The sequence below is a fragment of the Pseudoduganella dura genome (assembly GCF_009727155.1).
Classification (GTDB): Bacteria; Pseudomonadota; Gammaproteobacteria; order Burkholderiales; family Burkholderiaceae_D; genus Rugamonas; species Rugamonas dura.
In genome coordinates, this window is sequence record NZ_WNWM01000002.1 from 3,837,918 (window position 1) to 3,853,928 (window position 16,011).

Here is a 16,011-nt window from a genome sequence, read left to right on the forward strand (position 1 = left end):
TCCCGGCAAGCGAGGCACCCCATCCGGGTAGGGAAGGCAGCACCACTATCGTGTGATTCTGGCTTGGGGGGCGGCACCTACACTCCGCAAAGTCCCAGCGCCGTGCCAGTCGCCATCGGTTCGTTCGGGCTGCCGCCGACCACGTCGATCGGTCGGTAAGAAGTTCTACGTTACGTAATGCCACCAAGAGGTCAAATCATGAATAGCCAACAACAGGGTAAATGGAACCTGAGAATGCTGCTGACTGCGCTGGGAGCGGTCGGTGCCGCTACCACCGTCATGTCGGGATGCACGGATGCGAACAGTAAAACGGAGCCGGCCGCCTCCTCCGCCGGGCCGCCCGTGTCCGCAGCCGTGGTGGTCGAAAGGCCGGTAGCGGAAACCCAGGAGTTCTCGGGCCGCCTGGAAGCGATCGAGGTGGTGCAGATCCGGCCGCGCGTCAGCGGCTATATCACGAAGGTCAACTTCATTCCCGGCGCCGAGGTTAAAAAAGGCGACCTGCTGTTCGTGATCGATCCCCGGCCCTACCAGGCGGAGGCGGACCGTGCCCAGGCGGCGGCGAATTCCGCTCGCGCACGTGCCGACCTCGCCCGGATCGAATTGCAGCGCGCCGAGCGGTTGCTGGCCGACAGGGCGATCGCCCAGCGCGAGTTCGACGAGCGGGCGGCCGGCCAGAAGGAGCTCGAAGCGAACGCGCGCGCAGCACAGGCGCAACTGGATGCGGCCCGGCTCAACCTGTCGTACACGCGCGTAACCGCGCCGATCGACGGGCGTGTCTCGAAAGCCGAGATAACCCTGGGTAACCTGGTCGACGCGACCGCGGTGCTGACCTCGGTGGTGTCGCTGGACCGGATGTACGCCAGCTTCGATGGCGACGAGCAAACCTACCTGCGCGTGGGATCGCGTGCGCAACGCGGCCAGCCGACGGCAGTCAATGTCGGCCTGAACAACGAAGAAGGTTTTCCGCACGAGGGAGCACTCGAATTCGTCGACAACCAGCTCGACACCCGTACCGGCAGCGTGCGCATGCGGGCAACCTTGAAAAACGCGGATCGCACGCTGGCACCCGGCCTGTTTGCCCGGATCCAGGTCGGCAGCGGCATTCCCCGGAATACGGTGCTCATCCGCGACAAGGCGGTGGGCACGGACCAGAGCCGCAAGTTCGTGGTTGTGGTCGGCCCGGACAACAAGGCCGTGTTCCGCCCTGTAACGCTGGGCCCCCTGGTCGACGGCATGCGCGTGGTGCGCAGCGGCCTGAAGCCGGGCGAGAAGATCGTCGTCGATGGCCTGCAGCGCGTCAGTCCCGGCTCCCAGGTGTCCGCGCAGGTCGTGCCGATGGACGAAAGCGCCGCCAGCGTCGCCGGTGCCACCCAGGACGTGCCATTGGCGTCGGCCAGTGGCAAACAGGAGTAAGGCATGAATATCTCCCGCTTCTTCGTCGACAAGCCGATCTTTGCGGCAGTCCTGTCGATCATGGTGTTCGTGGCCGGCCTGATCGCGATCTTCAAGCTGCCCATCTCCGAATACCCGGACGTCGTGCCGCCCTCGGTGGTCGTGCGTGCCCAGTATCCGGGCGCCAACCCGAAGATCATCGCCGAGACCGTGGCGGCTCCCCTCGAGGAGCAGATCAACGGCGTCGAGAACATGCTGTACATGTCGTCGCAAAACACCAGCGACGGGGCGCTGCAGCTGACCGTGACGTTTGCCATCGGCACCAATGTCGACCAGGCCGAAACGGCGGTGCAGAACCGCGTCCAGCGCGCGTTGCCGCGGTTGCCCGAAGAGGTGCGCCAGATCGGCGTGACGACCGTGAAGAGTTCGCCGAACCTGACGATGGTGGTCCACCTGAAGTCCCCGGATGGGCGCTACGACGACCTGTATTTGCGCAACTATGCAGTGTTGAACATCAAGGATCAGCTGGCGCGGCTGCATGGCATGGGCGAGGTGCAGTTGTTCGGTTCGGGCGACTACGCGATGCGCGTCTGGCTCGATCCGCAGAAGGTCGCCACCCGTGGCCTGACGGCTGGCGACGTGGTCGATGCGATCCGCGAGCAGAACGTGCAGGTGGCGGCCGGCGTGATTGGCCAGGGACCATCGAAGGATGCCGATTTCCAGCTGACCGTCAACACCCAGGGGCGGCTGTCGACGGTCGAGGAGTTCGGCAATATCGTCGTCAAGACCAATCAGGACGGTGCGACGACACTGCTCAAGGATGTCGCGCGGCTGGAGATGGGTTCGAACTCGTACGCGCTGCGCTCGCTGCTGAACAACAAATCGGCGGTCGCGATTCCCATCTTCGAAGCGCCGAACGCGAACGCGCTGCAGCTCTCGTCCGATGTCCGCGCGACGATGAAGACGCTGTCGAAGAATTTTCCCCAGGGTGTCGAGTACGATATCGTGTACGACCCCACGCAATTCGTGCGCGAGTCGATCAATTCGGTCGTGCATACCCTTGGTGAAGCGGTGATCCTGGTGGCCATCGTCGTCATCGTGTTCCTGCAGACCTGGCGTGCGTCGATCATTCCGCTGCTGGCGGTTCCGGTGTCGATTGTCGGTACCTTCGCCGTGATGCTGATGTTCGGCTTTTCGATCAATACGCTGTCGCTGTTCGGACTGGTCCTGGCGATCGGTATCGTGGTGGATGACGCCATCGTGGTGGTGGAAAACGTGGAACGGTACATCGAGCAGGGCCTCACGCCCCACGATGCGACGATCCAGGCCATGAAGGAAGTGTCGGGCCCGATCATCGCCATCGCGCTGGTGTTGTGCGCGGTGTTCGTGCCGATTGCGTTCGTGTCCGGCCTGACGGGCCAGTTCTACCGCCAGTTCGCGCTGACCATCGCGATCTCCACCGTGATTTCGGCCTTCTCCTCGCTTACCCTGGCCCCGGCCTTGTCGGCTGCGTTGCTCAAGGGGCATGCTGAACCGAAGGATGCGCTGACGCGGGGCATGGACAAGGTGCTGGGCGGCTTCTTCCGCGTGTTCAACAAGTTCTTCAACCGTTCCGCGCAAAAGTACGAGGGAGGTGTTCGCGGGGTCCTGCGTCACAAGGGTATCTCGCTCGTGGTATATGCGCTGCTCGGCGTGGCCGGCCTGTTCATGTTCAAGGCCGTGCCGCCGGGCTTCGTGCCGGGCCAGGACAAACAATACCTGATCGGATTCGCGCAATTGCCCGATGCCGCTTCGCTGGACCGGACGGACCGGATCATTCGCCAGATGTCCGATATCGCCAAGGACATTCCCGGTGTGGAGGATTCGATCGCCTTTCCGGGGTTGTCCATCAACGGCTTCACCAATGCGCCAAACGCGGGCATCGTGTTCCTTGGCCTGAAGCCCTTCGAAGAACGCAAGGGCAAGGCGCTCTCCGCCCAGGCGATCGCTGCGGAAATCAACAAGAGAATGGGGGCCGTGCAGGGCGCGTTCGTGATGGTACTGCCACCCCCACCGGTGAATGGCCTTGGTACCACCGGCGGCTTCAAGCTGATGATCGAAGACCGGGGCAACCTCGGCTATGACGAGCTGTTCAAGGCCGTTCAAGCGGTACAGCAGAAAGCGTGGCAGGAACCGCGCCTGCAAGGCGTGTTCTCCGGTTACCAGATCAACGTGCCGCAGCTGTTCGCGGATGTCGACAGGGTCAAGGCGAAACAGCTTGGCGTGCCGCTGCAAACGATCTACCAGACCCTGCAGATCAATCTGGGCTCGTTGTACGTGAACGACTTCAATCAGTTCGGCCGCACCTACCAGGTGCGCGTGCAGGCCGATGCGCCGTTCCGGTCCCATGCGGAGCAAATGACACAGCTGAAGGTGCGCAACGACAAGGGCGAGATGATTCCCCTGTCGTCGCTGATGCGCGTGAAGGACACGTATGGACCGGATCGCGTGCAGCGCTACAACAACTACGTTGCCGCGGACTTGAACGGCGGCGCCGCGCCTGGCGTGTCGTCGGGACAGGCGCAGGAAATCATGGAAGCGATCCTGCGCGACACACTGCCGCAGGGAATCACCTACGAATGGACCGACCTCACGTACCAGGACATCCTGGCCGGCAACACGATGATCTATGTGTTCCCGCTGTGCGTGCTGCTGGTGTTCCTGGTGCTGGCCGCGCAGTACGAAAGCTGGACCTTGCCGCTGGCCGTGATCCTGATCGTGCCGATGTCCATCCTGTGCGCGCTGATCGGCGTGAAGCTGACCGGGGGCGACAACAATGTCTTCACCCAGATCGCCCTGTTCGTGCTGGTCGGACTGGCGTCGAAGAACGCGATCCTGATCGTGGAGTTCGCACGCGAACTGGAAGAGCACGGGCGCAGCGTTGTCGACGCCGCGCTGGAGGCTTGCCGTCTGCGTCTGCGCCCCATCCTGATGACATCGATCGCGTTCATCATGGGCGTGCTGCCGCTGGTGTTCTCCAGTGGCGCAGGTTCCGAGATGCGCCACGCGATGGGTGTCGCCGTGTTTGCCGGCATGCTGGGCGTCACGCTCTTCGGCCTGTTCCTGACGCCGGTGTTCTATGTCTTGTTGCGCACCCTGGCCAAACGCCTGGAGAGGAAAAAAGCTCCGGCCCCGGAAGTGTCGCTGGTCAAAATGGAAGGAACCCACGGATGAATCACGCTAAATTCAAGGGGCGCGCCCCGCTCTCCCTGTCGCTCCTGGCCGCGCTGGTACTGAGCGCATGCGCCGCGCCTGACTTCAAACAGCCGGCGATGGACGTGCCTGCCGCGTTCCGGGAAGCGCAATCCACCGACGACGTGAAGCTTGCGGCCGACGGCACGCGCTGGAAGGCGGCGCAGCCGGCCGAACAGCAGCCACGCGGCGACTGGTGGCTGGCGTTCAACGACCCGCTGCTGACCGAGCTGATCAACGAAGCGACCCGCAATAATGCCAATCTCGCCGTGGCGGCCGCCCGCGTGAAGCAGGCGAGGGCGATCGCCGGCATCGCGGAGGCGGACCGGATTCCGCAGGTGGGCGTCGGCGTCGGCGCCAATCGTTCGCGGCTATCGCCACAGGAAGCCAGCCTGCCCCAAGGTTCCGCGGTTGCGCCGGTCAGCAGCTACCAGGCGCGCCTGACAGCCAGTTATGAAGTCGACCTGTTCGGCCGCGTCGCATCGAACGTGGCGGCAGCCCGCAACGACGCGGCAACCGTCGAAGCGAATTACCGTTCGGTGCTGCTGTCGTTGCAGGCCGATGTGGCGCAGTCATATTTCCGCGTGCGCGCCACGGATGCGGAGCTGGCGACCGTGGCGCAAACGGTGCGGCTGCGCGAGGCGAGCGTGCAGGTCACCCAGCGCCGCTTCGACCTGGGCGATATCGGCGAATTCGACCTGTCGCGCGCGAAGACGGAACTGGCGACTGCACGGGCGGAAGCCATCGGCCTGCAACGCCAGCGCACGACAGCCGAGCATGCATTGGCTGTCCTGCTGGGCAAACCCGCCGCCGCGTTCACGGCGCCAGTGGCGCCGCTGGCGGAAGAGAGTCCGCTGCCTGTCGTGCCGGCGGGACTGCCGTCGTCGCTGCTCGAGCGCCGGCCGGACATCGCCGCTGCCCAGCGCGCAATGGAAGCATCCAATGCCCGCATCGGTGTCGCGCGTTCGGCGATGTTCCCGGCGCTGACGATCAGTGCCGACGGCGGCGGTGTCGGCCCGGCGGCTGCCGACGTTTTTCGCTGGAGCAGCCGTTCCTGGATGCTGGGTACGCTGCTGTCGATGCCGTTGATCGACGGGGGGCGCAACCGGGCCAACATCGGGCGCAGCGAGGCGGCGCTCGAAGAATCCGTGGGCAGCTATCGGCAGACCGTGCTGACCGCGTTTGCCGAAGTCGAGGATAACCTGGCCGGCTTGCGAATCCTGTCCGGCCAGACTGCACGGATCGACGAGGCGGTGGTCGCGGCGCGCCGCTCCGCCGACCTCGCGCAAAAGCTGTATGCGGCCGGACGTTCCAGCTACCTCGAGCTGCTCGATGCGCAGCGTAACCTCGCCGCCATCGAACGCAGTGCCGTACAACTGCGGGGCAACCGCGCGATCACCACTGTGGCGCTGATTCGTGCGCTGGGCGGGGGCTGGGACCGGGCTTGATCGATGTGCCGGCAATCGCCGGTGCGTGGAGAAACATGCCGCCGTCCTTTTCGAGGCGGTATGTCCTTCATCGATTTCTGGGAGACTTGCTGTGCCTGCGACTCGAGGGCGAAGGTCAGGCCATGCTGCCGCTGGGAGGCCGGCGGTAATGCGGCCCGCAACTGCGGTTGTGCCATGCTGGCACAACTGTTTCACCTTACTGATGAGTTATCGAAAGTTCGGGGCGCCAGTAGACTGCGGCATGGCTGGACCATCGCGGAGCTGGCTGGAGTGCCGATTGTCCGGTGGCGGGCAGTTGTTCCTGCCGCAGTGACCGGCGAGCAGGCTTCAGGCGGGGGACGGGATGTCATTGAAATACCCGGCCATCCGCAAGTTTTCACCTGCCGCTTTTTCTCGGGATGTCATCCACCTGGTTGATCCGTCATGCGAACCGTTCACCATTTCCGGATCAAATTCGAGTAATCCCAGCACGTTGGCGATGACGATTGCCTGGGTACGCGTACTGGCGCCCAACTTGATCATCAGATTGCCAAGATGGATCTTCACCGTAACTTCCGCAATGCCCAGGGTGCGGGCAATCGATTTATTGCACAAGCCCTTGCCGAGAGAATGCAGCACTTGGTGTTCCCGGCTTGTTAGTTTTTCGCGCCGCATTGCCGCGCGTGCTCGTCCGGAAATGCATCGGCTCAGGAACAACGCTTCGGATTGCAATTGCAGGATCGCTTCCGCAAGCTCGCCGGCGTCGCAATCCTGCGTCAGGATGCCGTGAATGCCGCCATCGACGGCATTCCTGATGTCCCATTCCCGTGTTCGATTGGTCACGACGATGATTTTCAGGGCTTGGTCGCATGCCGCGCGGCGTTTTCCGGCGATTTGCATGCCATGGTCGTAGTCGGTGATGAGCGTCCCGCGCGCGGAACAGCTCAATTGCGACTGGTCCAGGCTCACCAGTGGCAGATCGCAATTCGCCGCCAGCATGGCACTGATGCCGGCCTTGACGGTTGCTTCCTTGTGCGTGATGTAAATCATGGTCATCGTGATCTCTTCTTGTTCGAATGACGGCATTACCCGGATACGGTGGCAGTTTGCGCGCAAATGAATGTCGCTGAAGGGCCGATGCAATGATCTTAACAATGTGCTTTTCAATTTGAAATCAACGATATCGAATAACGGCGATTCAAAACTGTATGAACACGGATTGGAATGACTTCAGGGTGTTTCTCGCGATCGCCCGCAGCGGGACCCTGAGCGAAGCCGCACGGCTCCTGGGCTCGTCGCAACCCACCGTGGGGCGCCGCCTGCAGGCACTCGAGCAAACCCTGGGCCACGCGCTGTTCCAGCGAACGACCGATGGCTACGTGCTCAGTAACGAGGGCGAGGCCATCCTTTGCGATATCGAGCGGATGGAAGAGCAGGCGACCGCGGTGGAGCGCAAGCTGGCGGGCGGCTTCAGCCTGGACGGCCTGGTGCGGGTATCGACCACCGAATGGTTCGGTGTACATGTCCTGGCGCCGATCTTCGCCAACGTCCGCATCCATCATCCCAATCTGTCGATCGAATTGATCACGGAAACCCGCTCGGTGAGCCTGACCCGGCGGGAAGCGGATATCAGTTTTCGGTTCAAGGAATTCGACGAACCGGACGTCATCCAGACCAGGGCGATCGCGATCGAATTTTCTGCCTACGCAAGTCGCGCATACCTCCGGCGGAACGGCCATCCCGGCGCGGGGCAGGGGCCTGGTGGCACGACGAGCGAAGGTCACGGACATACCCTGGTCACGATGGACACGGGCTTCGGGAATCTGGCGGATGTGCCCTGGCTGCTTTCCCGGCTGCCGGAAGCGGTCGTCGGTCTGCGTGCCAACAGCCGCGATGTCCAGGCCAGGCTGTGTGCCGCGGGTGCCGGGATTGCCGTGCTGCCGCACCAGGTCGGGGCGACCGATCCCGGGCTCGTCATGCTGGACCTTGGCGAGCTTCCGCCCGGCCGGATCGTGTGGGCCGGCGTTCACAAGGATATGCGGCGTTCCCCGCGCATACGAGCGCTGTTGAGTGCGACGCTGGACGCGCTCGCCGCGCAACAGCTTGCCACTGTGCCGATCGCTTCCATGCCCTGACCGGCAATCCGGGCCGGACTAATACGTCCGCATGATTACGGGCGCCCGTCGAACGCGCGATACTGACGGCATTCCGCAGACGCATCGGCGCCAGGCGCCAGGCAAGATGCGTTTCTCCAGCTGTTTCACCATCCTCGGCAGGTTATGGAAAGCACATGAGAACCCCGTCCTCGACCCTCAAGATCGGCCATTGCCTGCCCTTGACCGGCAGTGCCGCCAGGGTTGGACGTTCCGCACAACTGGCATGCCGGACCTGGTGCGATGACGTGAATGCCCGAGGCGGACTACTCGGGGGCCGCGTGGAAATCGTTTGTCATGACACACAATCGGATGTCGGCAACATCGCCGGATTGTATCGGCGGTTGATGGACGAGGACGGAGCCGGCCTGTTATTGGCGCAGGGTGCGGCCGCTGTCGTCGCGGCCCTGCCGCTCGTCGCGCACAGGGAGTGCTTCCTGCTGAGTTTGCGCGAACACGGACATCCCGCAAGTTTCGCCTACGATGGTCATTTCAGCCTTGTCCATGCTGCATACGACCGGAACGCGGCCTTGACGGAAGGGTTCTTCGAGCTCGCCTCCGCGCAGGAACCCCGGCCCAGAACGGTCGGTTTCCTTTCGGCGGATGCGGGATTTGCGCGCGACCCGATCCGGGCGGCCAAGGCGACGGCGGCGAAGTTCGGCCTCGATATCGTCCACGAGGCGACCTATCCCATGATGTCGACGGATTTCCGCGCTCACGTGGCGGCCGTCGCCCGGGCCGGCTGCGATGTGCTCGTGATGTGTTCGTACCTGGACGATGGGATGGGACTGGTGGAGGCTGTCCGCGCATGCGGTGTGCCGGTCAAGATGGCGGGCGGCGTCATGGTCGGCTTTGCGCATGCCACGGTGCGGCAAGCGCTTGGGCCGGCGCTGGCGGGGTTCGTCAACTGTACGCACATCGCGCCGGCGAAAACGGCGTTGCCGGCGCCGCTAGAGCGGGCGCTGGGTACATCGGCGAGCCACGTTTCGCCGGACGAAAGTGGAGCGCATTGCGGCGACAGCGCGTTCCTCGCGTATCTGCAGCTCCAGGTGATCGAGCAGGCAGTCCGCCATGCGGGCGACATCGACAAGAAGGGCCTTGCGACGTATGTGCGGAGCGCGGTGTTCGACACGCTGGCCGGTGGCGTCAGATTCGACCACCGTGGAGAATGGCGGCAGGCGAGGGCCTGTCTGGTCCAGTACCAGCCTCCGGCCGACGGCTCGAGGACACAAGTCGAGATCATTATCGCGCCGGCGGAGCTGGCCACTGGAAATCTCATGTATCCCTTTTCGGAAAGGCATCGCTGGCAGGACCAGTGAACATGGCCCGTGCGGGCATGTTCACCGGCCCGCGCGCCATCCCAGGCGTTGGGAAAGCATGCGCAGCCGTATCCACGGCCCGGAAGCATCCGGTTCCCGATACACGCGATGGGCCGGCAAGCGGACGATGACTTGCGTGCCTTTGGGCTCCCGCTGCCGCAATTCGATGGCGCCTCCGAGGGCCTTGGCACGCTCATGCATTCCAGCCACACCCCAATGCCCCTTCCTGCCGGCGTTGCGCAGGACGTCGTCGGGGATGCCGACGCCGTCATCCCTGATCGCCATGACGAAATGATGGCGACCGTGGGTGATTTCGATGTCGACGTGTTCGGCGGCCGCATGACGGTAAGCGTTGAACAGCGCTTCGCGGCCGATACCGTAAATGGCCTGGCTGGCGGTCGCGTTGACGGGCTTTTCGACCCCGGTAACGCTGAGTTTGAACCGGGGTCCGAGGTCTTCCGCCAACGATCGGCCGAACTCGCCAAGGCTCTTGGCGAGATCGCACTCCTGGTCCGACGTAGTGCGCAGGTCCAGCAGCTCCTGCCTGCCCTGGTCTATTACTGCGCCCGCCTGGTCGAGTATCGGCGCGATGAGACGGCGTGTGTCGCAGTCCGGAGGAAGCCGCTTTGCCACCCCCTGGAAGCGCAGGATCACTCCCTGCATGCTCTGCAGCAGGGTATCGTGCAGCGCCTGTGCGATGCGTTCCCGTTCGGCCAGCCGTTCCCGCATCCGTTCGCGGTAACGCACGGCGAGCCGGCGGGTTCGCCAATAGAAGATGCCGACAACCGCGCCGAGGAGCGCCACGCCGCAGAGGCCCCGGAACCACATTGTCTGGGTTGCCCGTGGTTCGATCTGGAATGACAGGGAGGCGCCTTCCCGGTTCCATACGCCGTCATTGTTCGCGGCAATGACCCGGAAGCGGTAGGCGCCAGGGCCCAGGTTCGTGTAGTATGCCGAGCGCCGGCCATCGCTCTCGCGCCACGCGATATCGACGCCATCGAGCCGGTACTGGAAGCGCATCCGCTCCGGCTCCTGGTAAGACAGCGCTGAAAAATCCATCGACAGCATCCGGGTGCCGGCCGGCAGCCGCATGCCCTCGGCAACGGCATGATTGTCGGCGCCGGATTTCATGCCGGTGATCACGACCGGGGGCACAAGCGGATTGTGGATCAGCTTCGCGGGATTCAGGCCGTATACGCCACCCGTGGTCGAGAACCACAGGGTGCCATCCTCGCTACGTACGGCCGATGGCACGGGGAGAATAGGGCTCGTCGAGCCGACGACGCCATCGCGATGATCGAGCCGGTTGAACCGCACCCGGTAGGCGGGGTCGCGCAGCGCTTTCAGGAGCTCCGCCGGCGCAATGCTGGAGATGCCATCGCTACCGTTGATCCATAGCGAACCGTCCCGGGCGAACACCATGCCGGTAATGCCGGTAATGCCGGTAAAGGGTTCGCCCGCCCATCCTTCCACGGGGTTGAAGCGCCTGCCGTCGAAGTATGCCAGTCCATTTTCCCCGCCCACCCATGCGCCATCGCGCATTGGCAGCATGTGCATGACAGTCCCGACACCGAGTCCCTCCGCCCGGCCGTACTCCCTGAGCTGGCCGCCTTCCAGGACTGCAAGCCGGTTGTTCACGGAACCGAACCAAACCCGGCCCTGGCTGTCGGTGGCAAGCGCGGAAGCGGGAAATTTCTTCAGCCCGGGAACGCCACCGCCTGCCTTCAGTTGGCCGGCGCGCAAGGTGTACAGGCCGGCACGTCCCATGCTGACCCACAGCGTCCCGGCTTTGTCCTGCGCCAGTGCGTAAACAGCGGTTGCCCTGATTTCAGGGAATGCTTGAATGCGTTGCAGTCCCTGGTTCCCGGCCATCCATAATTGACTGCCAGCCCCTCCGACCCAGACCGTCCCGTCGGGCGCACGGTGCAAAGCGGTGATGGTGTCGGCGTACGCCGGCCTCGCGGTAAACGGCCGGGCGGGACTGCCTGGGCCGGCCACGAACGAATAGTCGACCCAGGCGCTGCTTCCCGGTCCGGCCGCGATCGGCCGGGCACTGAAGTGCTTGTAGGCGGGAAGCGCCACTGCCCGCAAGCGCGGCAGCCTGAAACGGTCGAGGCCATTCTCGGTTGCCAGCCAGATATTGTGTTCACGGTCTTCGAACAGGACCGACGGCGACCTGCCGCTCATGCCCTGGTCGGTGCGAAAACGCTGGGCCGGCGTCCCCGTCGACGTATTGCCGAGCCTTACAATGCCTTCCGGGTTGGTGACCCATGCATAGCCTTCGTGATCGAACGCCAGTTCCTGGAACGCCTGGTCGGTACGCCACGCGAGCGCGGGACCCTGTTCAGGTGCCGAGAGCATGTGGATACCTGGATTTTCAATATCGGTGGTCCAGATACTGCCGTCGGGATGCTCCGCCAGCCCGCCGGCACCCTTCAATTTCATCCGTAGATCGAACGCGGCGGCGCCATTTTGCAGAGCATGAACTTCGGTGGCTGTGCGAATCCACAAAACGCCGCGGCGGTCGAGGAGGATCGACAGGATCGGCACCGCCGGCGCCTTGAGGGAAGGCGCCGGCCGATGCCAGTGGAAATCAGGGCCGAGGTAATGCAATCCCCGACCAGTCGCCAGCCAGATGCGTCCCGAAGCGTCTTGTGTCGCGTCGAATACGGTGCCGGCCGGCGTGTCGGGACTGTCCAGCCGGAAGTGCCGCATGAGGCCATGGCGCATCAGGCTGACACCACCGTACTTGTACCCGATCCACAGCGTACCGTCCTGCAGCAGTCCGATTCCGGATATTCCGGCCGACAGGGGCGCTTCGGGTCCCGTGGCGCGCAGGAAGCGAACACCGTCGAACTTGTACAGGCCCGACGAGCTGCCGAGCCACAGCCAGCCGTCCGGCGTCTGCGCGATCCGGGTGATGCCGGTGGGCGCGCCTTCACGGGCCGTCCAGCTGGTGTGCAACAGGTCGATCTGCGACACCATCGGCGCGTCGGCGCGAGGCGGCGATGGCATCGGTGCGCCGTGCGTTGGCGTCCCGATTACCACCGAGGCCATGAACAGCCAGGCCTTGGAACGGTTCATGGTCTGCTGCAGCGGGTTTTCACAGCTGCGCCAGTCCGCCGTCCACGAACAGTTCGATGCCGGTCACAAAGCTGCTGTCGTCCGTGGCCAGGTAGCGAATGGCATTCGCCACATCGGCGGGCGTGGCCATGCGGCCCAGCGGGATCATGCTCTTCAGGGAATCGCGCAGCGCGGCGTTTGCGAACTGGTCGAAGCCGGGCGTCTGCACCGGTCCGGGGCTCACCACGTTCACGCGGATGCGCCGGTCCTTCAGCTCCGCCGCCCAGGAGCGGGCGAACGACCGCACGCTCGCCTTGGTGGCGTTGTAGACCGAAAAGCCGGCAAACCCCTTGGAACCGCCGATCGAACCGAGCAACACGATCGAGGCGCCATCGCGCAGCAGGGGCAACGCTTTCTGCACCGTGAACAGGACACCACGCACGTTGAGGTCGAACGCCTTGTCGAACGAGGCTTCGGTGACCTCGGCCAGGGATTCCATTTCATAGATGCCCGCGTTGGCAACGATCACGTCGAGCTGACCTGCGTCCTTGCGAATCGCGGCGATCATCCGATCGAGGTCGGCCAGGTTGGCCGCATCGGCCTGGATGGCCGTCGCATGCGCGCCGATCTCCTCGATGGCGGCGCCGAGTTCAGCCTGGCGGCGGCCGGTAATGAATACGTGCGCGCCTTCGGTAACCAGTGCCTTGGCGGTCGCCAGTCCGATGCCGGCGCTGCCGCCGGTCACCAGGGCAAACTTGCCTTTCAATTTCATGTTGTACCTTTCGATGTTGCGAGTTGGTCGGCGATCGGCAAGGTGCGGATGCGCTTGCCGGTCAACCGGAAGATGGCATTGCATACGGCGGGCGCGATGCCGGGCGCCCCGCCTTCGCCCATGCCTTCGAAGGGCGCACCGCTCTCGATGATTTCGGTGGTGAAAGCGGGGCTTTCCGACAGGCGGACGACCCGATAGTCGTGGAAATTGCTTTGCTGGACCCGCCCTTCGCTGATCGAGATCTTGCCGAACAGCGCGGCCGACAGCCCCCAGATCGCCGCGCCTTCCATCTGCGCGCGCGCCGTGTCCGGATTGATCACCTTGCCGGGATCGGCGACGGTGCAGATCCGGTGGACGACGACCTGCCCATCGACGACCGACACTTCGGCGCTCTGGCCGACGAGGCAGTCGAGATGCTTGTGGCTGATGGCCAGGCCGATGGCGCGCTTGCCCGGCAACGGCTTGCCCCAGCCACTGATGGCGGCAAGACGGTCCAGCACCGCCAGTGCCCGCGGATCGCTCGTCAGCAGCCGGCGCCGGAACTGGTACGGGTCGGTTCCCGTCCTGGCGGCCAGCTCGTCGACGAAGCTTTCGATCGCGAAGACGGTCTGCGACGCACCGACGGAGCGCCACATTCCCGTCGGAACCGGGGTTTCGCTGCGCACCCAGCGGCCGTCCTGGTGCGGGAAACCGTACAGCGAAAAGATGTTGTCGGTGACGACCGAGTCGAATTCGCCCATGAAATCCGGGAACGTGCGGGGCAGGATGGTCGGCGTGGCCTGCTTGTGGCGCAATGCGACGACCTCCTTGCCGTTCAACCCGGCGGACATTTCCGACACTCCGGCAGGGCGGTAGTAATCGTGCTGCGTATCTTCCTCGCGGGTCCAGACCAGCTTCACGGGCCGGCCGGGAAACCGCTTCGCCACCAGGACTGCCTGGGCGACAAAATCGGCCTCCTGGCGCCGGCCGAAGCCGCCGCCACCCGGCACGGGGTGGATCGTGACGGCCTGTGGAGGAAGTCCGAGCAGCGATGCCGCGACCTCGCGTGCCTTGTCCGGCCGCTGCGAACCCACCCATACATCGCAGGTCGCGTCGCGCACCCTGGCCACGCAGGACATCGGTTCCATCGTCGCATGGGCCAGGAATGGCACTTCGTAGCGCGCGGAGACTTTTTCCTTGGCGGCTGCAATGGCCTGGGCGGGTGCGCCGACGGCTTTCACCAGGACGCCGTCGCTGCCATCCAGGTCGCGCCAGAACTGCGCACTGATCGATTTGTCGTCCACCTGGACATGCTTGCCCGCATCCCATTCCGCAGCCAGCGTGTCGCGGGCACGTCGCGCGGTCCACCAGCGATCGGCCACGATGGCGACGCCGTCGGGCAGGTCGCAGACGCCCCTGATGCCCTTGTGCTTCAAGACCTCGGCACGCGCGTCGCGCACCAGTGTGCCGCCGAAGACGGGGGACGCCACCACGGTCGCGTACAGCATGTCGGGCAGGCGCACATCGATCGCGAATTGCGCCGTGCCATTCACCTTGGCCGGGATATCGAGGCGCCGGACCGGCGTCCTGACCAGGTTCGTGCCCTTGCGCGACGCCTTGCTGATCGTCCCGGGGACAGGTTCGACCGCGGCGCGGGAAGCGAGCTCGCCATACGCCAGCGACCTGCCGCTTTTCGCATGGACTACCTTGCCCGTGTCGGTGCCGCATTCGTCCACCGGCACTTTCCACTGCCGCGCGGCGGCAGCGATCAACATGGCGCGCGCCGTGGCGCCGGCATCACGGTACAAGTCATGGAAGCCGGATACCCCGGTGCTGGCGCCGGTCAGCTGGGTTTTCAGGATCGGGCTGTTGAACTGCGGGGCCACGGGCGCGAGCTCGAATCGCACCAGTTGCCAATCGGCGTCCAGGGCATCGGCAACCACCATCGGCAGCGCCGTGGACGTGCCCTGACCGATTTCGGCAACCGGGGAAATGACGGTGACGATGCCGTCCGGCGCGATCCGGAGGTAGTTCAGCGTGAGCGTCGTCTTGTTATCGGCCGCCGTGCTGCCATCGCTGAATGCCAGCACATAAGCACCGGCACTGAGCATGGCCGCCGCCTTGATGAACGAGCGCCTGCCGAACTGGCCGGCGCTCATGCCGGCACCTTCTTGAGGTCGAGCGTACGGGCTTCCTGCAAGGCCGCCTTGACCCGCGGGTAGGTGCCACAGCGGCAGATGTTGGTCATCGCCGCGTCGATCTGCTCGTCGGTCGGCTTCGGCGTCTCGGCCAGCAGGGAAGCCGCCGCCATCAGCATGCCGGACTGGCAATAGCCGCATTGGGGCACCTGGTGCTTGATCCACAGCATCTGGAGCGTGTGAGGCTTATCCTTTGGCGCCAGGCCTTCGATGGTAGTGATCTTCCTGCCGACGGCCGCTTCCACAGGGAGAACGCAGCAGCGGGTCGCCACGCCATCCAGGTGCACGGTGCAGGCGCCGCACAGCGCGAGGCCGCAACCGTACTTCGTGCCGGTGAGGCCCAGTTCATCGCGCAGCACCCAGAGCAATGGGGTGTCGCCCTCCGTGTCGACCGCCATCGGGCGGCCATTGACTTCTAGCGTAATCAAAATGTTCTCCTTCGCTGGTAACAGCTGTTCGCGCGGCCTGCCGTGCCGG

General features: G+C 64.5%; 10 protein-coding genes. 5 read left to right on the top strand and 5 right to left on the bottom strand.

Annotated elements, in window-relative coordinates; all coding sequences use genetic code 11:
- The first annotated feature begins 198 nt into the window (after nt 1–198).
- Genes GJV26_RS16845 through GJV26_RS16855 form a run of 3 tightly spaced genes read left to right on the top strand, consistent with a single transcriptional unit; the run spans nt 199 to nt 6,071 of the window.
- On the top strand, nt 199–1,413 hold the full coding sequence (locus GJV26_RS16845) for an efflux RND transporter periplasmic adaptor subunit (protein WP_155709842.1): 1,215 nt from the start codon (nt 199–201) through the stop codon (nt 1,411–1,413).
- Between the two features lie 3 nt (nt 1,414–1,416).
- Nucleotides 1,417–4,605 (top strand): efflux RND transporter permease subunit, encoded by a 3,189-nt coding sequence (locus GJV26_RS16850; RefSeq protein ID WP_155709843.1) that lies wholly within the window; start codon nt 1,417–1,419, stop codon nt 4,603–4,605.
- Nucleotides 4,602–6,071: an efflux transporter outer membrane subunit gene (locus tag GJV26_RS16855; RefSeq protein ID WP_155709844.1), complete on the top strand. Its 1,470-nt coding sequence runs from the start codon at nt 4,602–4,604 to the stop codon at nt 6,069–6,071. Before GJV26_RS16850 ends, GJV26_RS16855 begins: the two co-directional genes overlap by 4 nt.
- 327 nt (nt 6,072–6,398) lie before the next feature.
- On the opposite strand, the gene GJV26_RS16860 is transcribed toward GJV26_RS16855, so the two are convergent.
- Complete coding sequence (locus tag GJV26_RS16860) at nt 6,399–7,106, bottom strand: response regulator transcription factor (protein WP_173346221.1); 708 nt, start codon at nt 7,104–7,106, stop codon at nt 6,399–6,401.
- A gap of 152 nt (nt 7,107–7,258) precedes the next feature.
- On the opposite strand from GJV26_RS16860, the gene GJV26_RS16865 reads away from it, so the two are divergent.
- Both GJV26_RS16865 and GJV26_RS16870 read left to right on the top strand, forming a co-directional pair.
- Nucleotides 7,259–8,185 carry a LysR family transcriptional regulator gene (locus GJV26_RS16865; RefSeq protein WP_155709846.1) on the top strand — a complete coding sequence of 309 codons (927 nt, stop codon included), beginning with the start codon at nt 7,259–7,261 and terminating at the stop codon, nt 8,183–8,185.
- Between the two features lie 155 nt (nt 8,186–8,340).
- Entirely contained in the window at nt 8,341–9,522 is a 1,182-nt protein-coding gene (locus GJV26_RS16870; RefSeq protein WP_155709847.1) for an ABC transporter substrate-binding protein, read from the top strand.
- A 21-nt stretch (nt 9,523–9,543) separates the two neighbouring features.
- Here the strand turns inward: GJV26_RS16870 and GJV26_RS16875 are convergent, their stop codons facing one another.
- Genes GJV26_RS16875 through GJV26_RS16890 form a run of 4 tightly spaced genes read right to left on the bottom strand, consistent with a single transcriptional unit; the run spans nt 9,544 to nt 15,959 of the window.
- Entirely contained in the window at nt 9,544–12,606 is a 3,063-nt protein-coding gene (locus GJV26_RS16875; RefSeq protein WP_155709848.1) for a sensor histidine kinase, read from the bottom strand.
- A gap of 19 nt (nt 12,607–12,625) precedes the next feature.
- Entirely contained in the window at nt 12,626–13,357 is a 732-nt protein-coding gene (locus tag GJV26_RS16880; protein WP_155709849.1) for an SDR family NAD(P)-dependent oxidoreductase, read from the bottom strand.
- Entirely contained in the window at nt 13,354–15,495 is a 2,142-nt protein-coding gene (locus GJV26_RS16885) for a xanthine dehydrogenase family protein molybdopterin-binding subunit (protein ID WP_155709850.1), read from the bottom strand. Before GJV26_RS16885 ends, GJV26_RS16880 begins: the two co-directional genes overlap by 4 nt.
- Nucleotides 15,492–15,959, bottom strand: a complete 468-nt coding sequence (locus GJV26_RS16890; protein ID WP_276530007.1) for a (2Fe-2S)-binding protein — start codon at nt 15,957–15,959, stop codon at nt 15,492–15,494. Before GJV26_RS16890 ends, GJV26_RS16885 begins: the two co-directional genes overlap by 4 nt.
- Nucleotides 15,960–16,011: the final 52 nt, after the last annotated feature.